20 protein-coding genes are annotated in these 24790 nt (G+C 45.9%); 16 read left to right on the plus strand and 4 right to left on the minus strand.

Annotated elements, in window-relative coordinates:
• Positions 1-10: 10 nt before the first annotated feature.
• Entirely contained in the window at positions 11-1993 is a 1983-nt protein-coding gene (gene dnaG, locus ABDW33_RS00595; RefSeq protein WP_343688121.1) for a DNA primase, read from the minus strand.
• 140 nt (positions 1994-2133) lie between these two features.
• Between dnaG and ABDW33_RS00600 the strand changes: the two genes are divergently transcribed.
• From ABDW33_RS00600 to ABDW33_RS00645, 10 genes are all read left to right on the plus strand, one after another.
• Entirely contained in the window at positions 2134-5151 is a 3018-nt protein-coding gene (locus tag ABDW33_RS00600) for a PKD domain-containing protein (protein WP_343688122.1), read from the plus strand.
• Between the two features lie 236 nt (positions 5152-5387).
• Positions 5388-5981, plus strand: coding sequence for an RNA polymerase sigma-70 factor (locus ABDW33_RS00605; RefSeq protein WP_343688123.1), 594 nt, complete (start codon positions 5388-5390; stop codon positions 5979-5981).
• 31 nt (positions 5982-6012) lie between these two features.
• The gene (locus ABDW33_RS00610) at positions 6013-6975 is read left to right on the plus strand and encodes a FecR domain-containing protein (RefSeq protein WP_343688124.1); all 963 of its coding nucleotides are present in this window, start codon (positions 6013-6015) and stop codon (positions 6973-6975) included.
• A gap of 163 nt (positions 6976-7138) precedes the next feature.
• Entirely contained in the window at positions 7139-10552 is a 3414-nt protein-coding gene (locus ABDW33_RS00615) for a TonB-dependent receptor (protein WP_343688125.1), read from the plus strand.
• A gap of 12 nt (positions 10553-10564) precedes the next feature.
• Entirely contained in the window at positions 10565-12139 is a 1575-nt protein-coding gene (locus ABDW33_RS00620) for a RagB/SusD family nutrient uptake outer membrane protein (protein ID WP_343688126.1), read from the plus strand.
• Positions 12140-12369: 230 nt separating this feature from the next.
• Positions 12370-12909, plus strand: coding sequence for a hypothetical protein (locus tag ABDW33_RS00625; RefSeq protein WP_343688127.1), 540 nt, complete (start codon positions 12370-12372; stop codon positions 12907-12909).
• Entirely contained in the window at positions 12906-13646 is a 741-nt protein-coding gene (locus ABDW33_RS00630) for a hypothetical protein (RefSeq protein ID WP_343688128.1), read from the plus strand. The genes ABDW33_RS00625 and ABDW33_RS00630 overlap by 4 nt, the downstream gene beginning before the upstream one ends.
• 8 nt (positions 13647-13654) lie before the next feature.
• Positions 13655-14287: a DUF3575 domain-containing protein gene (locus tag ABDW33_RS00635; protein WP_343688129.1), complete on the plus strand. Its 633-nt coding sequence runs from the start codon at positions 13655-13657 to the stop codon at positions 14285-14287.
• A 2-nt stretch (positions 14288-14289) separates the two neighbouring features.
• A complete protein-coding gene (locus tag ABDW33_RS00640; protein WP_343688130.1) occupies positions 14290-15066 on the plus strand; it encodes a DUF3575 domain-containing protein in 777 nt (258 codons plus the stop codon).
• 108 nt (positions 15067-15174) lie between these two features.
• Positions 15175-16347 carry an acetyl-CoA C-acyltransferase gene (locus tag ABDW33_RS00645; protein WP_343688131.1) on the plus strand — a complete coding sequence of 391 codons (1173 nt, stop codon included), beginning with the start codon at positions 15175-15177 and terminating at the stop codon, positions 16345-16347.
• A 30-nt stretch (positions 16348-16377) separates the two neighbouring features.
• On the opposite strand, the gene ABDW33_RS00650 is transcribed toward ABDW33_RS00645, so the two are convergent.
• Positions 16378-17016 (minus strand): hypothetical protein, encoded by a 639-nt coding sequence (locus ABDW33_RS00650; protein ID WP_343688132.1) that lies wholly within the window; start codon positions 17014-17016, stop codon positions 16378-16380.
• 283 nt (positions 17017-17299) lie between these two features.
• Here ABDW33_RS00650 and ABDW33_RS00655 point away from each other — a divergent pair, with 283 nt between their 5' ends.
• On the plus strand, positions 17300-18283 hold the full coding sequence (locus tag ABDW33_RS00655; RefSeq protein WP_343688133.1) for a pyruvate dehydrogenase complex E1 component subunit beta: 984 nt from the start codon (positions 17300-17302) through the stop codon (positions 18281-18283).
• Between the two features lie 135 nt (positions 18284-18418).
• Here ABDW33_RS00655 and cysM read toward each other — a convergent pair whose 3' ends face one another.
• A complete protein-coding gene (gene cysM / locus ABDW33_RS00660; RefSeq protein WP_343688134.1) occupies positions 18419-19306 on the minus strand; it encodes a cysteine synthase CysM in 888 nt (295 codons plus the stop codon).
• 17 nt (positions 19307-19323) lie between these two features.
• A complete protein-coding gene (locus ABDW33_RS00665) occupies positions 19324-20133 on the minus strand; it encodes a serine O-acetyltransferase (RefSeq protein ID WP_343688135.1) in 810 nt (269 codons plus the stop codon).
• Between the two features lie 177 nt (positions 20134-20310).
• On the opposite strand from ABDW33_RS00665, the gene ABDW33_RS00670 reads away from it, so the two are divergent.
• The 5 genes from ABDW33_RS00670 to cdd all read left to right on the plus strand — a co-directional run bounded on the left by ABDW33_RS00670 (position 20311) and on the right by cdd (position 24735).
• A complete protein-coding gene (locus tag ABDW33_RS00670) occupies positions 20311-21495 on the plus strand; it encodes a sigma-54 dependent transcriptional regulator (RefSeq protein WP_343688136.1) in 1185 nt (394 codons plus the stop codon).
• Between the two features lie 72 nt (positions 21496-21567).
• Entirely contained in the window at positions 21568-22230 is a 663-nt protein-coding gene (locus ABDW33_RS00675; protein WP_343688137.1) for an alpha/beta hydrolase, read from the plus strand.
• A gap of 102 nt (positions 22231-22332) precedes the next feature.
• Positions 22333-23514, plus strand: coding sequence for a signal peptidase I (lepB, locus tag ABDW33_RS00680; RefSeq protein ID WP_343688138.1), 1182 nt, complete (start codon positions 22333-22335; stop codon positions 23512-23514).
• A 169-nt stretch (positions 23515-23683) separates the two neighbouring features.
• Complete coding sequence (locus ABDW33_RS00685; protein WP_343688139.1) at positions 23684-24169, plus strand: nuclear transport factor 2 family protein; 486 nt, start codon at positions 23684-23686, stop codon at positions 24167-24169.
• Between the two features lie 77 nt (positions 24170-24246).
• Positions 24247-24735: a cytidine deaminase gene (gene cdd, locus ABDW33_RS00690; protein WP_343688140.1), complete on the plus strand. Its 489-nt coding sequence runs from the start codon at positions 24247-24249 to the stop codon at positions 24733-24735.
• The last annotated feature ends 55 nt before the right edge of the window (positions 24736-24790 follow it).

Raw genomic sequence — 24790 nt, forward strand, 5'->3', positions numbered from 1 at the left:
CATGCTTAAATTATCTGAATATCACCGTCCCCAATCCATTCGTCAGCTCATTCTCCAGTTGCTTCAGGTGCTTATGCATTTTAATACAGTTGATCTGTACTTCAAAATCCGTCGATTTCTCCATCTCCTGCTGGTTTTCAATGATCATTTTCCGGATCTTCCGTAGCATGAGATAGTTGGTAGTAGAGATCGTATCTTTCAGGTAAGCATTATCCCCGTACACTGTATCAATTTCAAATTCCTCTTTCCATTTAGGACTCAATTCGGCTTCTTTATCTTCCATGATCTGTACCACCAGTGCGGTTACATCATGATCACTGTGATAGAGGAACCATTTCTTATCAGGCAGGTTATCTTCATCATACATCTGCTTATATTCTCTGAGAATGCGTTTTACAATCTCGTTGTCTGCCAGCGATTCAAAATCATAAGGCAGGTGGAAAATATAATCAGCCACGGTATTCTGATCTTCTTCACTAAATGGTTTATCGCCAAAGCGGAGCAATATTTTCACCAGTTCTCTCTCCTGTCTTTCATCAGGATTAAAGAAGTTGTCCGATACGACACCTCCATTCTCCATGGCTTCCATCGCGGCGATGGCTTCGGGAGACAGATCATCGTCCGACGGGGGAGGGGTATTTTTCTCCTGGTCGCGGGTGAACTGTTGTTCTTTCTTCTGTAATTTCTCCCTGATGAATTTGTTCACCAGGTTGATCAGGCCCTGTTCATCGATCTTCAGTACCTGGCTACACTGGCGGATGTAGTCCTGTTGCCGGGTAAAGTCTTCCGTCTTATCGATTTTGGCGATGGTCTCCGCAATTTCATTAACCAGCTGTGATTTTTTTGTGGTATCATTGCCGGCGTCCTGCATGGATATTTGCAGTTTAAACAGGATGAAGTCCTGTTTATTGTCTGCAATGAATTGGCGGAAAGCTTCTGCACCTATTTTTTGTACATAACTATCCGGGTCTTCCTTGTCAGGTATCAATACCAGCTTCACATTTAACCCTTCTTCAATCGCCATATCCAACCCGCGCAATGCAGCTTTTACACCGGCATTGTCACCATCGAAGAGGATGGTCAGGTTATTTGTATATTTCTTGATAAGGCGCAGCTGGTGCTGTGTGAGGGAAGTACCACTGGAGGCCACTACGTTTTCAATACCGGCCTGGTGGAGGGAAATGACATCGGTATAACCTTCTACGAGCAAACATTCATTCAGTTTGTCGATAGCATGGCGGGCAAAGTAAGTACCATACAACACCCGGTTTTTGACATAGATTTCATTTTCCGGGGAGTTGACGTATTTAGGCGCACGATCGTTTTTGACAAGGATACGGGCACCAAACCCCAGCACTTTACCACTCTGGTTGTGAATAGGGAAGACAACCCTGCCCCTGTAGTTATCGCCGGGTTGTTCATTCCTGATGGTGACCAGACCTGTTTTTTGCAGGTATTCCAGGTTATACCCTTTGGCGAGGGCTGTTTTGGTAAAGGCATCCCATACATTGAGGCTATAGCCCAACTGGAACTTACGGATAGTTTCCTGTGTGAAGCCTCTTTCTTCAAAGTAACTGAGCCCTACATTCTGGCCTTCTTCTGTATTAAAGAGCGTATTGGAAAAGTATTCTCTTGCAAAGTTGTTGATAATGTAAAGGCTGTCAGCCAGTTGCTGTTGTTGCTTTACTTCTGCGCTGACTTCTGTCTCTTCTACGGTGACATCGTAGCGCTGGGCAAGCCATCGGAGGGCTTCCACATAGGAGTATTTTTCATGCTCCATGAGGAATTTGATGGCATTTCCGCTGACTCCGCAGCCAAAGCATTTGTAGATCTCTTTGCTTGGCGTGACAGTAAATGACGGGCTCTTCTCGTTGTGAAAAGGGCAGAGTCCAAGGTAATTGGCGCCTCTCTTTTTCAGTTTTACGAAATTGCCGACAATCTCCACGATATCAATGCGGGCAAGAATCTGTTGTATGGTTTGTTGCGAAATCACCGGGCAAAGTTAGGGGTTTTTAACGGAAGGGTAGGTAGGGCAGATTACCAGCTGATAAATTATAACAATAATATTTATGAGTATTTTATAATAGGATGCATATCTTTATCTTTTAGTTGATTATCAATCCCTATACATAAATGAGAAGAATTTTACTATTGTTTGTACTGCTCTGCATTGGTACGTATTCATCAGCACAATTATTAAAAGCCCGCTATACTGTAGATTCCGCTGTGATGTGTGCTGCCCGGCAGAACTTACATTTTACAGATCAGAGTACAGGAGATATTGTTTCCTGGCAATGGAATTTCGGTGACGGCAATACGGCTACTTCACAATCACCGACGCATGTGTATGCGCAGCCTGGGCGGTATGTGGTGAAATTGGTAGTGAGGGATGCAAAGGGAAATGTGGATTCCACGCAGGTGTCAGATAAGCAGGATGCTGTGTATTTGTTGCCCGTATTAAAAGTACCGTCTTACTATCTGATGTGTGGTAATGAAACAACTGCCACTTTGAAAGATAGTGGGTATGCATCAAAGTTTCCTCAATTTCCATACAGCTATCAATGGTCGACTGGTGAAACCTCTTCTTCCATCCAGGTGAGTAAAGATGGTTTGTACAAGGTAAACCTGCAGCAATGCGGGCAGACGGTGACGGATTCGGTGTATGTACAGAAGCTGCAGACCGCTTTATCTGTGACGCCTGCTGACAGTGGTGATTATTATGATATTGACAAGGATACAATAACGATAAGATGGAACGTTAATTTCCCTTTTCCCGAGGGTAGTTATAATTCATTTATGTTTAAGTCCGGCAGCGATTATGACCGGGGATTAAATACGCTTCCTTATGCTGTTGGTTACTATTATAATGCGAAATCAAACTTTTATCCGGGTATAAGTGTAAATCTTAAGAGTGATGTAGTATACCATTGTGATACAGTAGCAAGCTATCATTTCATTCCCCGTGCGCCTTATATACATCATAACTTTTTTAATAACATTGACACCACAATTATAACAGGAGACACATTATTCCTGAAGGATTCAAATAGCAACGCTACCTGGCTATGGGCGAACTCCAGAACAGGAGAGCTCATATCAACGGATTCTACTTTTTATACAAGGAATGCCGGGTCATATTTTTTAAAAGTGCAAAAGCAAAATGATTATGCCTATGAGTACTTTAGAGTCAACCTGGTCGATAAGTTAACACCAGCCATTCAGACAATGATCAATTGTGATGACGCAGTGGTAACTTGTAAATTTGGAGGTGGTTATAAACGTACAGATACCATCCAGGTATATAAATGGACGCTCAACGGAGAGCCTTTGTCTTCAGAAAGAAATCCTCCTGTACTTCATTTGAATAAAGGAAATTATGTGTTGAAATTATGGGTGCAGACAGCTTCGGGCGATACCGCATCTACGGCTAAGACGCTGACGGTAACTGCGCCGTGGACAATGAGTACAGCTATTGTTCACAACTATAATTGTGGGGAATCATTTGAAATAGGCACTAACATAAATGCGACGGTAAATCAATATCAACCCTATTCCATAACATGGAGTAATTTTCCTTTTCAGGGAGGAAGTATTTACGTGAATACTTCAGGCACTTATATTGCAACACTGAAAGACTACTGTGGGAATATCCGTGCCGTAGATTCAATCAGCGTGCAGGTAAATAGATTACCTGCTGCGATTGTGAACGATGCAGATACATTGAAAGCGAAGGATTACAATGCTGCCTATACATACAACTGGTATAGGAATGATTCGCTGGTCGCTACTGGTGGAAAAGCACCTTTCCCGACTCTTAGTGGTGTTTACAAACTGGTGTTAAAACTTGATAGCTGTTCACGTGAATCAGCACCGCTTACATACGTGGCCAGGACTGCGTCAGCAATACTGACCTTTACAGCTGCACCGTGCGATTCTGCAAGCTGGCTTATGCATGCCAGTATTGAAAACCTGCCTGCGAATGATGTGATCGTTTCCCGATCTGTTGACTATGGGGATGGAGCAACTGCAACAGTAGAAGAATGGCATCGTTTCGCTCATCCTGGTACCTACAATATTTCCTTTACGGCAGTAACAGCGGCTGGCTGGACGATCAGCCAAACAGCTGCACTGATTGTTCCTGTTTACCTGTCAAATGCGATAAACCTCTCCATACACCGTGGTGTACAGGATACTATTTTTGCTATACCCGCATACAGAGACCATTCTTCCTTTACTTATAAATGGAGCAAGGATGGTAAAGGCCTGCAGGATACCAATTGGTTCATCTACCCGTCCGGATCCGGCAACTACGAGGTAGTAGCAACTTCTCAATATGGATGTGATGATACCGAAACAATAGTATACACCGCACCGGCAGTAACTGAAGTCACTCCACCTGCTGCTAACAGCGACAGGCTGCAGCTCTCTGCTGATTTCGGTAATGTCGCCTTTAATACTGACAACGAATTTACCATCGAACTCACCGTCAAAAATCCCGGTGCCCGTACGCTGACTGACACAGAAGTAATCAATCTCGGCACTATAAAAAGTACCGATCCAACCAACCTGTCCGTAGCTATACCCGACTCTCTGGCATGTGCTTCCAACTATATAGTAAGAGTGATCTCCAGCTCCCCTGCTGATACGACTAACTGGTCGGGGACATTTGCCATTACCAATCAGCCACCACCACCTGTCATTAAGCAAGTCGGCGATAGCCTTTTCACCAGCAGTATATATGACCTGCAGTGGTACAAAGATAATGTGGCTATATCCGGGGCTACAAGCGCTGCTATCCGTGCAAGGGCGAATGGCTCTTATACGGTAGCTGCCATGAACGGTACCGGTTGTAGCAGCCAGTCAGACGCCCGTGCTGTGATTATTACTGCTATTACCAACGTCTCACTGGGAAGCAACACAGTCAGTGCGTTCCCTAATCCTTCCGAAGGACAGGTATACCTGAAATTCGGTTACCCGCTTACACAACAGGTAGCCGTGAAAGTGTATAACTTACAGGGTGTGGTTGTATATGCCATCAACACCACTCAACAACAGCAATTACTTGAACTGTCGGCACTGCCAAAAGGGTTCTACATTGTAGAAGTATCTGGCTATGGTGCTAAGAAAATGCTGACAATCATCCTTCAATAATTAATTATCACCGGCCATCGGCCATACTGTTCCGTCCCCAATTGCTGAAGCTGCGGCTTCAGCAATTGGGGACGGTTATATTCAGTACATAAAAGCAAAAGGGTGGCACTCACCATCAATTGATTAATTCCTTTATAATCAACCCTAAATTTCCTCCACTGGTAAAAAAGTACCTGTAATGGGTAATTTTACATTTAATAAAGTTCCATAACCGGCCTAATTTTATCTATCACGGAATGGAATCAATACGCAACAACGATCAAATTCTGGCCACGCGTCTGAAGAACGGCGATCACTCTGCATTTGAGGAATTGTATGCTACCTATCACCAACTATTATATGGTGTAGCATGCAGGTACCTGAAAAGTGCGGCTGCCGCTGAAGATGCTGTGCACGAAACCTTCGTGAGACTGTGGACGCACAGGGAGGCGCTTGATCCGTTGCAGGGGGTACGCAATTACCTGTTTAAAACGCTGAAGTTCCATATACTGAACCTCATCAGGAACAACAAACGTATGCTTGTCAAGAACTATGAGATCTCTTACAATGCAGGCGACATTCACCAGGAAACTGAATCCATTATTATATTCAATGATTATAAAAAGGCAGTTGACACTGCTATCGACAGCTTGTCTGCACAGAAGAAACATATCTTTAAAATGAAATCTGAGCAGGGGCTCTCCAACGAGGAAGTTGCCCAGCGTTTAGGACTGAGTATCAATACAGTTAAGTTCCAGTATTCACAAGCCAGCAAAACCCTGAAATCTGTGCTGAAATTGCTTTTTACCTTCACCACCATCGTTTGCAAACTTTTTTTTCATCAGGCATAATACTTTTTAAAACTTCAGGTGTAGTACTAATATGAAGCCGCTTATCGACCAGCATCTTTTACAGAAGTTCAGACAGGACCAATGTACGCCCGGAGAATACCGGATTGTACTGGAATGGTTCTCAACTGATGAGGGTAAAAGGTATCTGGAGGAATCGATTATGCTGGACCTGGAAGAAGGAAATGGAAGTGATGTTACGGCACCACCGGCACTGTACGAAAACGTTATGCATACGCTCTTTTACAAGCCACGTCGCCGCATCCGCACCTTGCTGAAAGTAGCCGCCGTCACCGCAGGGTTGATCGTGATGACCTATGCAGGTGTATCCTTTTATCATTATCAACAACTGAAAGTAATTCATACAGCTTATGGAGAACTGCGTACCGTCGTACTACCTGATCAATCGGTGATTACCCTGAATGCCAACAGTACCTTACGCTATTATGATAATTGGAAACATGTGAAAAACAGGGAAGTGTGGATAGAAGGAGAAGCCTGGTTCTCCGTTCACCCTACGCCCGTTCCACGTCCTTTTCTGGTCAATACTGCCAGCCGGATGCAGGTAGAAGTACTGGGTACTACCTTCAATCTCATCGACAGACATGGTCGCATGCAGGTAGTGCTTAATTCTGGTAAAGTACGCCTGCATAGCAGTAAAGAACCTGAAAAGTCAATCGTTATGCAGCCAGGGGACCTGGTTGAATTCAAACAGCAGGAGCAGACGATGCAAAGGAAGCATGCAGATACACTCACCTATACTTCCTGGACTAAGCGCAACCTCCATTTTGAAAATGCTACGTTCGCCCAGCTGGCCCAGCAACTGGAAGATACTTATGGGGTATCAGTAGAGATTAGGGACTCCTCGCTGTTACGCCAGCAGTTCACGGGCACAGTACCCGGTCAGCAAATGAATATGTTGCTGGATGGTTTATCTGAATTATTTCATGTGAAGATTACAAAGGAAAACAACAAAGTAATAATAGAGAAAAAGTAGTTAAAACAACCGATGCCGCAAAAGATGTATGTTGGTGTACAACAACATACAACGCAACAGCGCTTTTATTTTCAATTTTTGCTTAAAGGCCGTAGCACTTTCGCTCAATAGCGGAACAGAACTTCCTATGACTTTTAGGTAACGAAACACAAACCACACTCACATGAACAAGTTCGTTAGTGCCTTTATGGCGGCTATGGGCGTGGCATGTTTACACAACATGCCTGCCAGTGCCCAGGACCTGGCTATGCTGGGGAAATCCGGCACTGTACCGTTCGAAAGAACACAGACAAAATCGCTGAAGACAGTTCTGGACAAACTGGAGCTCAAGTACAATGTACACTTCATGTACAAAAGTAAGCTGGCCAGATTGCAGTTGTCGAACGTAGACGAAAGCGCCAATTCCATTGATGAGGAGCTGAGAGCTATCACCGTTCCCAATAAACTGCGTTATAAAAAACTTGGAGAAGGTTTCTATATCATCTTTGCACAGGATGATGAACCTGCTACACCTGCTACTTCCAATGGCACTATAAATGCCATCGCTTCATCCATCTCCCCCGAGACTATCACCAGTAGCGCCCTTAGGTCCATTCCCGTTACAGGTGTGGTAACCGACGACAAAGGACAACCTATTCCGGGTGTGACCGTATTAATAAAAGGTACTACTATCGGTACTACTACCGATGTAAATGGTACATGGAAACTGAATGTGCCGGATGCAAACGCCATACTTGAATTCTCCTTTATCGGATATGTAAAACAGGAAGTACCTGTAAACGGTACTACTAACTTCTCTGTGAAACTTGCTGCTGATGTAACAAGTATGTCAGAAGTCGTGGTAGTAGGTTATGGTACACAGAAGAAGGTAAACCTTACAGGTGCAGTCACTGCCATCGATGGTAAGGAGATCAGTGCAAAGCCCGTAGGCCAGGTATCTGCTGCGTTGCAGGGGGTTGCTCCGGGAGTAACTGTTACGACAGCTTCCGGTCAGCCGGGTGTAGACCAGGGAACTATCAGGATTCGTGGTGTCGGAACACTGAATAATACGGACCCATTGGTATTGGTAGATGGTGTGCAGATGAGCATGAACGATGTAGATGCAAATGATATTGCTACCTATTCAGTACTGAAAGATGCCGCTGCCGCTGCTATTTATGGGGTAAGAGCAGCCAATGGGGTGATCCTCATTACAACGAAAAGAGGTGCTACCGGCAAGGCAAAGGTGACCTATTCCAACTATTTCGGCTGGCAGAATCCTGCACGCCTTGCAAAATATGTAGGTGCGCAGGACTTCATGAAACTTGTGAATCAGACAGCTATCAACAGTGGAGGTGCTGCCGTTTATTCCGATGCACAGATCTCTGCCTATAATGATCCTAACCGTGATACCGATCTTTACCCTGATAACTACTGGCTGAAAAAGATCCTGACGGGTAGCGGGTTTCAACAGGAACATAGCCTGGGTGTAGCAGGTGGTTCCGAGAATGTGAAATACCACTTTTCCGCTAACTATTTCGACCAGAAAGGGCTGATCCAAAACATGGATTTCAACAGGATTACGGTTAGGCTGAACACAGATATTAATGTGACCAAAAGACTGACTTTCAGTGCAGACATCTCTGCGCGTCTGAATGACAGGAATGAGCCACAGGGTGTATCTGGTTCCGCATGGTACCAGTTTGGTCAGGGTGCAGTGATCAATCCGCTCACCGTGAACAAATATAAAGATGGGACCTGGGGAATTGTAAGAGGAGGGCAAAATCCGATCCGTTTACAGGAAGAAGGTGGCATTTACAACTATAAGAGCAATTTGTTCTCCGGCAACTTCAAAGGCGTTTACGACCTGGCAAAAGGTTTGAAACTCACAGGTACCGCGGCTGTGAACTATCAATCTGATTACAATTCACTCCGTGATAAAACGCTGAATTATTATACTGATTATCCTACTAACTCCAACATCCTGCAGCTAGGTCAGAATAACCTGACCAAGGCCGCACAGGGTTACTGGTTCAGGAACTTCCAGGCTTTAGCAGAATACACCAAACAAATAGGTAAGCATTATTTTAAACTGTTAGGCGGGGCCTCTCAGCTGAATGAAACGACCGATTACCTGAGCGGTTTCAGAAAGAACCTGGCTACCGGTACCACCCAGCTGAATGGTGGTGAGCAATCCGGCCAGAGCACTGCAGGCTATGCAATGGAGTATAACCTGGTATCCTTCTTTGGCAGGTTGAACTATAGCTATGATGAGAAATACCTGTTCGAAGCGAACCTTCGTCGCGATGGATCTTCCCGTTTCCCGAATGGCCAGAAGTGGGGTACATTCCCTTCATTCTCACTGGGCTGGAGAGTATCACAGGAATCATTTATGCAGGATGTAAACTGGTTGAATGACCTGAAACTGCGTGCTTCATGGGGTAAGTTGGGAAATGACAGGGTGATTGTTAATGCAAGCGATCCTACTTCATTCAACTATCCATATCAGACGACTTACAGCTATGGCAGCTATCCTTTTGGAGGGGTGCTGTATCCGGCTGCAGGTATCTCTATCTATCCAAACAGTGGCCTGACCTGGGAAACTTCTACCATGACAGATATCGGTCTGGATGCGACGATCCTGAAAAAACTGGATGTTACCTTCGATTGGTATAACAGAACGACCAGCGACATCCTGATGACGTTGCCTATTCCATCTTCTGTAGGGTTGAGTGCTTCTGCCATGAACGCTGCCAAGGTACAGAACCTGGGTTGGGAATTGGGGCTGAATTACCGTAATTCCATCGGTGACAAAGGATTTAAATACAATGTTGGTTTCAATATTTCAGATGTACACAACAAAATCCTGGATGTGAAAGGTACCGACCAGATAGCTGCAAACACCAATTATATCTACACGGGTTATGTAACCGGTCAGCCGATCAATGCACTGTATGGTTACAAATCAGAAGGTATCTTCCAGACAGCAGAACAGGTAGCTGGTCATGCGAAGCAAACAGTAGGTACTACCGGACCTGGTGACCTGATCTACAAAGACATCAATGGGGATGGTACCATCACACAGGCATTGGATAGTAAAGGTGGTGATATGGTTTACCTGGGCAATACCATGCCGCGCTTTACATATGGCTTTAACCTGGGCGCATCCTATAAGCACTTTGATTTCTCTGCATTCTTCCAGGGAGTAGGTAAAGTAGATATCATGACCATGCCAATAGAAAGAGCGCCTATCAGCAATGATGGTAACTTCAGGGAAGAACATCTGAACAGCTGGACAACGACGAATACAGGTGCTGCTTTCCCCCGACTGCTGACAACTACACAAAACTACCAGGCTTCTTCCTACTGGGTAAGAAGCGGTGCATATCTGCGACTGAAGAATGTGCAGCTGGGTTATTCCCTGCCGGCAAACGTCCTGGGTAAATCAGGATTTGACAGATGCCGTGTGTATGTAAGTGGTTCCAACCTGCTTACTTTCTCTTCACTGCCTAATGATATAGATCCGGAATCACCCAACGACAGCAGGTATTACCCACAGGTAAAGACCTTTACTTTCGGATTAAATGTGTCATTCTAAACTTAGACAACCATGAAGAAATTATCGATCTTAATAATGCTGGGTGGAATCGCGTTTGCCGGTTGTAATAAGCAACTGGACGACCAGCCACAATCCAGCACCAGCCAGGCAACTTATTGGGCCACCGCCACAGATGCCACCAATGCTGTGAACAATTGTTACACCCGGTTGGGTGATGTGGATAACCGTATCTTCATATCCTGTGCGACAGATGATAGCTACAGCTGGAGCGACTGGCCAAGTGATGTAAGGCTGGTGGGAAACGGAAGTGGTTCTATCAGCACAGGTACCTTTTCGAATTTCTGGAGCAATTTATATCGCATGATTGCCAGCTGCAATGATGTACTGGATAATATAGACAGGGTGAAGATGGATGCTGATCTGAAAGCACGTCTGAAAGGTGAAACCCGTTTTATCCGTGCATATGCTTATCAGCAGCTGATAGGTTTGTACGGTGATGTGGTGTTCAGGGATCATACACCTGCTGCCGCTGAATTCTCTGTACCCCGTACGCCCCGTGCTACTGTTGCTAAATGGATTGTAGATGAACTGGATGCTATTGCACCTGCGTTGCCGCTTTCTTATGGTTCTTCTGACCAGGGTAGAATTACCCGGGGGGCTGCGCTGGCACTGAAAGCACGTACACTGCTATATGAGGGTGATTATGCAAATGCGGCCGCTGCTGCAAAGGCAGTAATAGACCTGGGATATTACCAGGTTGATGCAAATTACAACAGCCTGTTCAACGGTACCAATAAGAACAGCTTGGAACTGATTCTGACAGCAGGATATGTGAAGACAACCAAACCCAATGCCATGGCTACCTGGGTAGGGGGTCCTTCCATGGGTGGCTGGTCACAGGTAGTGCCTTTACAATCACTGGTAGATGCGTTTGAATGTACAGACGGTAAAACTATTGATCAGTCACCACTGTATGATGCAGCACATCCTTTTGCCAATCGTGATCCACGTTTGAAAATGGTGGTTATTACACCGGGAGATGTGCTGAATGGAGTAACGATCGATGTAACAAATAAGAATGGCCTGGATGCACTGGGGAAAAACAATGCTTCATTCACCGGTTACTATTACAGGAAATATGTACCGGCTGATATTGATGGTAACTGGGATAGTAACTCTTACAATGACATGGTGCTGATGCGCTACCCGGAGGTATTGCTGACTTATGCAGAATCAAAGATTGAACTGAACCAGATCGATCAGTCTGTATATGATGCCATCAACCTGGTACGACAACGCCCGGGAGTAGGGATGCCTGCTGTTACAGCTGCAACGGCAGCCACACAGGAAGCACTGAGACAGGTAGTCCGCCGGGAGAGACATGTGGAGTTTCCCATGGAAGATAATCGCATTTTTGACATACGCCGCTGGAAAATTGCGGAGACGGTAATGCCAGGTGTTGCACACGGCATACTGAATAACTATGATGCCAGCCGTTCTGATTATGGTAAAAACGTGGTGATTGAGACAAGGAATTTTTCAAATCCACGCGATTACCTCTGGCCTATTCCGCAGTCTGAAATAGCTGTGAACGCAGCAGCACTGCCTAATAACACAGGATGGTGATTTAATTAGAACCTCCCGCCAGACAAAAGAGGTTGTCTCCTGAAGTAGCCTGGAAGTTTCGGAAATCGTTTATACGAAATTCCGTACTGCCAGGTACCCGGATAAGATCGGGTAACATTACTACAGGAGGCAACCTCTTTTTTATTGTTATTGCACACGTTAAAACCATGTTAATTCCCCGCTTAAAAGTAACTTTCGGCCCCGGTATTTCGCTTTAATAAAAAATCTTTATGCCTACCCGACTGTTATTCTGTACGTTGCTCGGGGGACTGCTATTCTTAAATGCGTGTAGAACGGACAATGAGTGGGATACCAGTTCGCCCCCCTACGAACCTGTTTACAATGCAGACCCTACTACAAAGCTTATTCGTTTTCAACCTCCCCGCACGACCGTTAATGGAGGAAACCTTTACACGGCAGGGAATTATGTACTGGAAGAAGAAAAAGATTCCGGCTTACATGTAATCTCTTACCAGGACGCCGCCAATCCAAAAAAAGTGGCATTCATCAGCATTCCCGGCTTTCGCGCAGCCGCTATCAAAGGAGATTACTTATATGTGAGTAACTACGATGACCTGGTTACGATTCACCTGGATAGCTTCAATAATTTACAGGAGGCTAGCCGGCTTTCCAAAGCCTGGCACCTGAAAGATTATCCCCCGTTTGTAGGTGTATTGTTTGTATGTGCCGACACCACCAAAGGGACGATCATGTCCTGGAGACTGAATGAAAATATTCCCGGAACCTCTGCAAAATGCCGTAGACAATGAAGAAAATTTACATCATCTACTTATTCTTACTGTCAGCCCCCTTGTTAATGTCTACTTCTACTCCTGTACACTATCGTTATGTAGCACCCTATAAAACTGTGGCACAGGCAGGCATCGTCATCGATGGCAATAATATGTACATCGCCGATAATGATGATTTAGTCAGCTACGATATATCCCAACCGGCCAGTCCTGTCGAAACCGGGCGTGAGCATTTGCGTGAAGGGATCGATACCCTGTACATGTACCGGCAATACCTGGTAGTGTGCCAGGACAATTATTTTGGTACAGTTGTATTCGATGTGACAGGAGGTACCTTCAACCGGTCTGGTATTAACTGGATGTGGGGAAGCTGTAATAAAGTCGCTTTAAATGAGAACAAAGCTTTCGTGGCCGACAAGCCAGGTTATTCGTGTACCGGAGAACAGGTTGACCACATCGTAGGTATCTATAATTTGAACGGTACCGTCACGGATGATTATGTGACTTCCTTTGCTGTCCGGAATGTAAAAGCTATGGTCGCAAATGGGCAAGCCCTGTACGTTTCCGACGAGAGCAAGGGCCTCAAAGTAGTGGATCTGGCTACCAATGATGTAAAGACGGCCGGTGCCAATATGAACTATTATCAGCTAAAGATAGCCGGTAATAAACTGTATGCCCGGACTGCCAGTTCCCTGGATTGTTATGACATCAGCAATGCGCTGCATCCTACCCTGATATCACAGCTTTCAAACTGATACCGGACATGAAAAAAATCTACTTAATTATATGGCTGACCGGCTGTATGGTAGCTGTAAAGGCACAATCGTCACTAACGGGTATGCGGGTATTTGTCAATGTACCCTCCTTCACAGAAATGGACGGTGGGCCTGCTGCGGGTGTGGAATATCGCATCAAAAATAATATCAGTATTGCACTGGAAGGACAGTGGATCTTATACAGCATGCTGGACTATGAGAGACAGAACCACGGGTTCCGTTTTACCCCGGATGTGAAATTTTTCATTCCCGGCAGTAAGCAGCGTTATAAATGGTTCTTCGCCGTACAGGCTTTGTATAAGCAGGTGAATTCGTACGAAGACTACATCATACCGCACTATGAGGATAATACGGAGGTATACCAGGAATTGAGGTCCGTCGGGAAACAAAAGCAGGTGTTTGCAATGGGTGGACGTTTTGGCGTACAATCTACTTTTGGGGGAAAGAACGAGCGATTTTACATGGAGATCTCTACTGGTTTTGGTTTTAGATGGAAAGAAACGCACTTTGTGCAGCAGCCACCTGCAGGCAGTGTAAAAAGAGGGCGTGAACCGATATTGGAGACAGATGGTTTTCTGCCGGATATACCCTATAAAATAAGATTTGGATATCGTTTTTAACTATGAAGAGACTATTACTTATTTGTATCACTCTCCTGCCTGCAATCTATGGAATAGCACAGGAAAGGCCGACTACCGGCACAGGGGCAGCACTGATCCGCAATGCGAAACTGAAAAGGAACTATAAAAAAAATATAATGCCAGATTCCAGGCCGCCGGCACCCAGTGAACCGGGGTTGACAATAGGTACGAACCTGCTCTCACTGCTGGAGGAAGATGCCGGCCCGTCTTTATGGGCGGAATATAGGTTCACCCGGCACCTGGAAGTGGGTTTGCAGGGGACATGGGTGGCCTACAATTTCCTGGTGGGTGATAACTTTAACCATTATGGATTTCGTTTTCAGCCGGATCTTAAATATTACATCATTCCCAGGCATCATAAGATCATGCCTTTTGTAGGGATAGGCGGAGTGTTTACAAGGGTGCATTACAAGGCATACACGGCTGATTGGGATAATGGATTAGGCGGTGGTCCTGATCTGTCAGCAGGTAAAACAACAGTGGAAAAAAAGCTGTTGCTGGGGTATGCCTTTTTATTTGGGTTTAAGAAATATTTAGATGGAGACAAACATCGGTTAGCATTGGAGGTGTATATGGGATTGGGTACCAAGTGGAAGACTTTTCCCGGGCGGTCGGCGGAGAGAAAAAGGTATGTCGAGTATAAAGCCAATGATATGAATGGTGGGAGAACCGTTGGTTTCGTTAATAAATTCGATTATCTGAAACCGGATCAGTATGGATATTTACCGGTTTGTGTGAAGTTTGGCTATCGTTTTTAATCCTGTGATGATAAGATGGGTGAGGTCCGGTTCGTTGCGAAGTTTCGATACCGTTTCCGAAATTCCATTATATTTGGTTATCGCCAAAACAAAAAAAACATTCACGGAATGAAAGACGTATTTATTGTCGCCGCTGTGCGCACCCCCATAGGCTCGTTCAATGGCGCCTTGTCGACCCTGCCAGCTACCCGGATGGGAGCACTTGTCATCAAAGCCGCTTTGGAAAAAGCCGGTGTGGCAGCCGGTGCAGTCAACGAAGTATTTATGGGCAATGTATTGAGTGCTAACCTGGGACAGGCCCCTGCCAACCAGGCAAGTATCTATGCCGGGTTGCCAGATACGGTGCCTTGTACCACTGTCAACAAGGTTTGCGCGTCGGGTATGAAATCTATCATGCTGGGTGCGCAGAGTATTATGCTGGGAGACAATGATGTGGTGGTAGCGGGTGGTATGGAGAATATGAGTGCAGTACCCTATTACCTCGATAAAGCGAGAAATGGGTATAAACTGGGGCATGGCACTTTGTCGGATGGCATTATCCGCGATGGTCTCTGGGATCCTTACAAGGATTTTCATATGGGCAATGCTGCAGAGATCTGCGCTACAGAATATAAAATATCGCGCGAGGAGCAGGATGAATATGCCTCGCGGAGTTACAAACTGGCAGCAGAGGCATTTGAAAAAGGATATTTTAAGAATGAAATCGTTCCTGTAGAAATCCCCGGAAAAACAGTCGTTACAGTCGCCGAAGATGAAGATTATAAAAAGGTTAACTTCGAAAAGATCCCTACCTTAAAACCCACATTCCAGAAAGACGGTACTATCACAGCTGCCAATGCTTCCAATATCAACGACGGGGCTGCCGCAGTGGTATTGGTAAGTGGTGAGAAACTGAAAGAGCTGGGGCTCCGGCCGCTGGCAAAGATTATCAGTTTTGCAGATGCTTCGCAGGCGCCGGAATGGTTTACTACCACACCGGTAAAAGCCGTCAATAATGCACTGAAGAAGGCAGGTATGACCATTGATCAGATGGACTTTGCGGAGATCAATGAGGCATTTTCCTGTGTGCCGATCGCAAATCAGCGTGATCTGGGACTGGATATGAAGAAGGTGAATGTATGGGGTGGCGCGGTGGCGTTAGGGCATCCGATTGGTTGTAGCGGGGCGAGGATCGTAGTCACATTGAATTCAATATTGCATCAGCATCATGCTAAGTATGGTGTGGCCGGAATATGTAATGGGGGAGGAGGGGCAAGTGCCATCATTATAGAAAGAGTCTAATGAGGAAGAGCGGCCTTGAGGCCGCTCTTCTTATCTGTATAAACTTAATGTAGTATCCAGTTTAGCTACCTGCCCGGCATCTTCCAGCATATTCAGGTGCAACATGACGCTATCGGTTCCTCTCTTTTCCATTTTCACGCCCAGCACCCGCCGTTCCGGCATCACCACATCACTGCTGATCTTCTCAAATAAATAGTATTTATCCTGTACCAGGCTAATGCTGGGATGTCTGTCGATAATATCGATGCTCCTGGTTTGCAAGGCAAAATCGTCATCTATCCGGTACCTTTCCATTCGGGCGTCTGACAGCAATCCTAAACCCATAATAACGGCCAGTGTACGCAGGGGAGGTAGCAACAACCCCGCTGCGAGTACAAACGGGAACCCGTAAAATGCGGCCAGGTATACCCGTTTCCCAGATACCTCTGGTTGGGTGAGACCATATAATATGATAGCGGAGCCGGCATACAGGGTAAAAAATACCCGCTCAGTGTAGGTGCCTTTAAAACCGTAGCCACAGATCAGCAGGATCACAGAGAGAATAGAAAAGAATAACATAGAAAGATGGAAGTACCACATGAGCTGTGTGATCACGGGTGCTTTCACTTTTTTGATCTTGCAGGAGATGGCTGCCAGGAAGCAGCCGAACAGGACTGTTAAGGTAAACATAGGTAAGGATATTCGCAGCTAATATATATAATATATATCTATTATTTAAATAGACGTCCTGCAAATCACGATAAACACTTCCTGCCGCCGGAGTATGAACCCATATCCTGGCGATAATTCCCCCGGTTGTTAAATAAATAGAAATTCTTCCCTGCTGCCGCAGGCCAATTCCATTCTTTCAACACGCAATTAATCTTTGCTTTTTTCACCATTAAACAATAATTTTGCCCCTGCCTTTGGGAAAAGCAAAGGCAATTATCTTTCAAACTTTAAGAGTAACAGCATGCGTCAGATAGCTTTCAGACAAGCCTTACGAGAAGCCTTACAGGAAGAAATGCGCCGTGACGAGCGGGTTTTCCTGATGGGAGAGGAAGTAGCCGAATATAACGGAGCCTATAAAGTTAGCCAGGGAATGCTGGATGAATTTGGGGCAAAAAGAGTGATAGATACCCCTATTGCCGAGCTGGGTTTCACAGCAATCGGTGTTGGTGCTGCTCAGAACGGACTGCGTCCGGTTCTGGAATTCATGACCTGGAACTTCGCCGTACTGGCACTGGACCAGATCCTGAATACTGCTTCTAAAATGCTCGCTATGAGTGGTGGACAGGTAGGTTGCCCGATCGTATTCCGTGGCCCTAACGGTTCTGCTGGTCAGCTGGGTGCTCAGCACTCCACTGCTTTTGAAAGCTATTATGCAAATATTCCTGGTTTAAAAGTTATCTCTGTTTCCAACCCATACGATGCTAAAGGTCTGCTGAAAGCGGCTATCCGCGACAATGACCCGGTTGTATTCATGGAAAGTGAGCAGATGTACGGTGATATGGGTGAAGTACCAGAAGAAGAGTACATCATTCCTATCGGTAAAGCTGATATCAAACGCGCTGGTAAAGATGTTACCATCGTATCTTTCAATAAAATGATGAAGGTTGCACTAGGTGCAGCAGAAGAACTGGCTAAGGAAGGTATCGAGGCGGAAGTAATTGACCTCCGCACCATCCGTCCGCTGGATTGGTTCACTATCCTGGAGTCTGTTAAGAAAACTAACCGCCTGGTGATCGTGGAAGAACAATGGCCATTCTCCAGCATTTCTTCTGAGATCTCTTACAGAATTCAGAAAGAAGGTTTCGACTACCTGGATGCTCCAATTCGTCGTATCACAGCTGCTGATGCTCCAATGCACTACGCACCGAACCTCGTGAAACTGTACCTGCCGGATATCGAAAGAACAGTGAAACTGGTGAAGGAAGTAATGTACATGAAAAAGTAATTTATTTCAGGGAAATAGAAAAAGCCGTCTCAATTGAGGCGGCTTTTTTATTTACATCTTTAGATGGTGAATGCCCAATAAGGTACTAACGATTATATTGGACCACTCTTGTTTACAACCAGGGTTTGCAGGTCATCAACCGAATAAGTCAGAAGACAAATACCGGTCTCCTCTGTCACAAATAATACAAACAATCACCCCTTTATCCAGCTCTTCCGATAGCCGTTGCGCAGCAGACACCGCACCACCACTACTCATCCCGCAAAACACCCCTTCTTCTTTTGCAAGTCTCCTCGTCATCATCCGCGCTTCCTCTTCCGCAATATCCATGATCCTATCTACCCGCTGCCGGTCAAAGATCCTGGGCAAATAGGCCTCCGGCCACTTACGAATACCTGGAATCTTAGAGCCATCTGTCGGCTGACAACCTACTATCTGCACCGCCTCATTCACCTCTTTCAGGTACCTGGATACGCCCATGATGGTGCCTGTGGTGCCCATGGCGCTTACAAAGTGTGTCACCGTTCCCTGTGTATCTCTCCAGATCTCCGGACCTGTAGTTTTATAGTGCATGCCGTAGTTGTCCGGGTTGCCAAACTGGTTGAGCATATGATACCCACCTTTTGCTACCTGTGCATTGGCATAATCAATAGATCCTTCCATTGACTGCTCTTTGGGCGTAAGAATGACCCGGGCGCCGAAGGCCTCCATGGTGAGTACCCTCTCGCGGGTGGCATCTTCTGGCATTACCAGCTCAATCTCTACGCCAAACAGGCTGGCGATCATAGCCAGTGCAATACCTGTATTACCGCTGGTAGCTTCTATCAGTTTAATCCCCGGTTTCAGTTCGCCCCTGTCCAGCGCGCCTTTGATCATGCCATAAGCCGCTCTGTCCTTCACACTGCCTCCCGGGTTGTTACCTTCCAGCTTTGCCAGAATGGTCACATTGGGATTGGCGCTGATATTTTTCAGCGTAACCATAGGTGTGTTGCCTACCAGGTCCAAAATTCCTTTTCCTTGCATCAGTTTTATAGTTTATATCACACGTTCACTGTGTTCATGCTCCCATCTGCCTTGTAATAGATCCGGCTGAAAGGTTCAGTGCTCTTGATCAGCCACACGTTCCCTCCGATAATGCTGTGATGGCCTACTACCGTATCTCCACCCAGAATAGTCGCTCCTGCATAGATCACTACATGATCTTCAATAGTCGGATGTCTTTTGCTCCGGGCCATATCCTTATCCACGCTCAAAGCCCCCAGGGTAACGCCCTGGTAGAGTTTTACGTGCGCACCGATTTCAGTGGTTTCACCGATCACGATACCGGTGCCATGGTCCATGCAGAAGTAAGGAGCGATCACCGCAGAAGGGTGAATATCAATACCGGTACGGCTATGCGCCTGCTCAGTGATCATACGGGGCAGGAGAGGGATGTTTAATTTATGTAAAGCATGGGCAATACGATAAAAAGCAATGGCATAAAAACCGGGATATGCCCTGATCACTTCATACAGGCAGGTTGCTGCCGGGTCTCCCTGCAACAAGGCTTCTGCGTCCTTATTGAGTGCATCATATATATCTGGCGCCTGTGCCATAAACTGCTGGCTTAGCTTTGCAGCCTCTGCCGGCAATTGTGGTTGCATAGGTTGTAAAAGATGTTGCAATTCATTTTGCAACATGTGCGCGTATTCTTCTAACAGGACGAGGTCCGGCATCACTTTTCCCTGATATTCGGGAAAGAGCCAGTTAATAAAATTATTCGCAAAGTCGTTTACCGAGCTTGTCGAGGGATAAGCTATCGCAGCAGCCTGCTGATGTCTTCTCCTTAATTCTTCCAAAAGTTGTTGCATATGCAAGTGAATTACAGGCCTATAGTGAATCTTCCTATTCCCTGAAATTACGTAAAAGTCCATAAAAGTAGTAGATAATTATCAAATAAACATGCGATCTCCTATGGCCGGCAAAGGGGATTTGTTACCCAATACATTTTTATATTATTTTTGCCTGTTGTTCACTAAAACCAACATATGGCCAACATTCTGATAATCGATGACGAAAAAAGTATCCGCAAAACGCTGTCGGAGATCTTAAGTTATGAGGGGTACAAGGTAGATGAAGCTGCGGACGGCGCCGAAGGCTTTAAAATGTTCAAAGACAAGCAATATGATGCAGTGCTTTGCGATATTAAAATGCCTAAAATGGATGGGCTGGAATTTCTGGAGAAAGCAAAAGAAACTAATCCGGATGTTCCCATTGTGATGGTGTCAGGCCATGGCAATATCGATACAGCGGTAGATGCCGTAAAAAAAGGAGCTTATGATTACATCTCCAAGCCACCCGATCTGAACAGGTTGTTAGTCACCCTGCGCAACGCGATGGACAAAAGTACCCTTGTTGCAGAAACCAAGGTACTTCGCCGCAAAGTGAACAGAACCCAGGAGATGATTGGCCAGTCAGCTCCCATCCTCAAGATCAAAGAAACTATCGAAAAGGTGGCGCCTACCGATGCCCGTGTGCTGGTTACCGGCGAAAACGGGGTAGGTAAGGAACTGGTAGCCCGCTGGCTCCACGAGCGCAGCAACCGTGCTGCCGGTCCTATTGTAGAAGTAAACTGTGCTGCTATTCCCAGCGAACTGATAGAAAGTGAGCTCTTTGGTCATGAAAAAGGCTCGTTCACTTCTGCCGTGAAGCAACGTATCGGTAAATTCGAACAGGCGAACGGTGGTACGCTCTTCCTCGATGAAATTGGCGATATGAGCCTCAGTGCACAAGCCAAGGTGCTCCGTGCCCTGCAGGAAGGTAAGATCACCCGCGTAGGTGGCGATAAGGAGATCAGCGTAGACGTACGCGTGGTAGCGGCTACCAACAAAGACCTGCTGAAAGAAGTGGAAGACAAGAACTTCCGTCTCGATCTGTATCACCGTCTCAGCGTCATCCTGATCCATGTCCCTTCCCTGAACGATCGTCGTGACGATATCCCGGCACTGGTGGAACACTTCCTGGAAAGTGCCTGCCAGGAGTATGGTATGGCGAAAAAAGGTATCGAAAAGGACGCCATGAAAGCCCTCCAGAACCACAACTGGTCCGGTAATATCCGTGAACTGGGCAACGTGGTTGCACGTCTGGTCATCCTTTCCGGCAAAACTATCACCACAGAAGACGTGGTAGATTATGTAGTACCGGCAAGAGATAAGAAGAAAGTGAATGCATAAGATATTTTTAAAGAGGCTGCCATAGCGAAATGAGCAGCCTCTTATACAACTCTCTTTCCAATTGTTATTCCCATGTCAAAACACCTGTACTTGTTGAGTGGTATGGGCTCCGATGAACGGGTGTTTCAGCACATTACCTTCCCGGATAAATACACCCTTCATTTCATTCCATGGCTTACTCCATTGCCGGATGAAACGCTTGCCGGCTATGCTTCCCGTATGACCGCCCATATTCCTGCTGATGAAGATATCACCCTGGTGGGTGTATCTATGGGTGGCATCTTATCACTTGAGATAGCCCGTCAGCGCCCTGTGAGCAAGGTTGTCCTGATCAGTAGTATCAAGACCACCGCCGAGCGCCCCCTATATTTTAACCTCGTGCGTCGTACCCGCCTGCTGGCATTACTGGCCTTGCCGGATGCCATCCTTTTCGGGAAACACCGGAACCTCATTATCCCCTTCTTCCTGAAGGCAGAATCGCCGGAAGAAAAGGCGTTGCTCCTGGATTATGTGAAGCATACAGATTTTACATACCTCCGCTGGGCCATAAAGATCCTGATCGGCTGGGAAAACGAAGACGTGCCTTCTCCGCTGGTCCACATCCATGGCGGCAAAGACCTGACCCTGCCCATTGCCACTGTCAAGGCGGATTACGTAATTCCCGACGGTGGACATTTCATGGTATATAACCGGGCAAAAGAGATCAGCGCCATACTAAAAAACGAGCTGAACTAACGCCGGTTAAAATATTTTAAGAAAACTTTTATCTGTTATTCAGTAGCTTGCAAACAACAGAATATTATATTTGTAAAATTAACTATCTTAAACACCATCTGAATGAACCTGGCTTTTTGGAAAAAGAATAACGAGGGTCAGCCAAAGAAGAAAAAATCTGCCGTAAGAGAGTGGTTTGATGCAGCCATATTCGCTATCATCGCTGCTACTTTGATCCGCACTTTTATTTTTGAGGCATATACCATTCCTACCCCGTCTATGGAAAAAACCTTGCTTGTGAACGACTTCCTGTTTGTAAGCAAGATCAGTTACGGCCCCCGTATCCCCATGACGCCACTGGCAGTACCTTTCACACATCACACCCTGCCTTTTACAAAATATTCCAAAGCCTATTCTGAAGCAGTACATTGGAAATACAGACGTTTACCAGGTTTCTCTGATGTGAAACGCTATGATGTAGTGGTATTTAACTTCCCTGAAGGTGATACCGTAGCCCTAGAAAACCAGGACCAGAGTTACTACCAGATGGTGCGCGCCTATGGCCGCGAAACAGTATGGGAGCAGAATCATGTGATTTCCCGCCCTGTAGATAAAAGAGAAAACTATATTAAGAGATGTATGGGTGTTGCAGGCGATACCCTCTCTATAAAAGATGGTGTTGTATTTATAAATGGACAACAGGCACCTATTCCACCAGAAAGCGAGCGTCGCTACTGGGTGACTACCACGGGAGATCCCCTGAACCCATCCCGTCTGGATGAAATGGATATCGATCCGGGTACTGATGGTCCTTATGACTCTGCTAAGTACAGGTACAACCTGACACCAGGCGCCGCGGCCACCCTGAAGTCCTGGCCGGTAGTAACAAACCTTACACCATTCGTCAATCCAAGCGCTGAAGAAGTGGCAGTGTTCCCACACGATACTGCACACTACCACTGGACCGAACACAATTTCGGCCCAATGTACATTCCTAAGAAAGGGGTGACAGTGAAGATCGATGCGACGAATATTGCTTTTTACGATCGTATTATCAGCGTGTATGAGGGGAATAAGTTGGAAGTGAACAACGGACAGATCTTCATCAATGGCAAACCTGCTGACTCTTACACATTCAAAATGAATTATTACTGGATGATGGGGGATAATCGCGATAACTCCCTGGACTCCCGCTATTGGGGTTTTGTTCCGGAAGATCATATCGTAGGTAAGGCCTGGTTGATCTGGATGAGTTATGGTAAAGGCAGTATTCGCTGGAGCCGTTTGTTCCGCACGATTAAGTAAACCAGTCCAACTTTTTAATACTACAGGGAAGCTATTGTCTCAGGACAATAGCTTTTTTGTTTTAAATAAGATGTGAAGCAGTTTTTGTCAGTGATTTCCGCTGGTTCATCAGTTCTTTTTCCTGATTCCTGCCGGCTCCCCGTTCTTTGTGTTATAAAATCAGTGACACATGAGAGTCTTCTTTCTTTTTTGTTTTTGCGTCATCAGTGGTCGGTTATTCGCACAGGTTGCCGATACCAGTAAGCTTTATAAAGATATTAAAGCCGGCGACAGCCTCATTTTTGATATAGGTTTCAATACCTGTAACCTGGCGCCGTATGAGGATATCTTCGCTGATGACTTCCGGTTTTACCATGATAAAGGTGGTATTACATCCGGCAAAGCCGCTTTTATTCAGGACATGCAAAACGGCATCTGCAAGCAGGAGAATAAGTTAGATCGTCAACTTGTACCTCATACACTCAAGGTTTTCCCTTTATACAATAATGGGGTGCTGTACGGAGCTATCGAAAATGGAGAACATGCGTTTTTTAGCACAGAAAAGGGGAAAGCCCGTTACCAGACAGGAGTGGCCCGGTTTACCATTGTCTGGCTGTTAGTCGATGGAAAGTGGAAAGCCACCGAAGCATTGAGTTATGATCACCACGGTGTTTAGCCTGCTACGGGTCTTTCATCCTATCCTCCAAAAATGCTGATGCAGAAGGCAGAAGCATTTTTTTCGTAATTTCAACCATGACTACCCAACAATTCACATTCGAATTCACTTCCTACCCGGACATCAGCGAGCTCACACCCGCAGATCAACAACTGTTAAGTGCTGCCCGCAAAGTCACTGAAAACGCCTATGCACCTTATTCTAATTTTTATGTAGGTGCGATCATTCAATTGGAAAACGGTCAGACAGTACCTGGTACCAACCAGGAAAATGCGAGTTTCCCGGTGGGTATCTGTGCTGAAAGAACCGCATTGTCTACTGCCAGTTCCCTCTACCCGGGCGTAGCCATCGATACAATCGCTGTGAGCTATAACAATCATAATGGTGGTAAAAACGATGCCCCCATTTCTCCTTGTGGCATCTGTCGCCAGACCATCACGGAATATGAAAACAGGCAGAAGAAGCCTATCCGTATCATTATGAGCGGACAGAGCGGGAAAGTTTACATCCTGCAGACAGCTAAACACCTGCTGCCATTCGGATTCACGGCAGAAGATATGGAGTAGAGAGATTTTAATTATCTTTACGGCCTACTCGAACCTATGTTGTATATCCGTATCC

Origin of the sequence: Chitinophaga sp., from assembly GCF_039596155.1 — a bacterium.
Lineage (GTDB): Bacteria > Bacteroidota > Bacteroidia > Chitinophagales > Chitinophagaceae > Chitinophaga.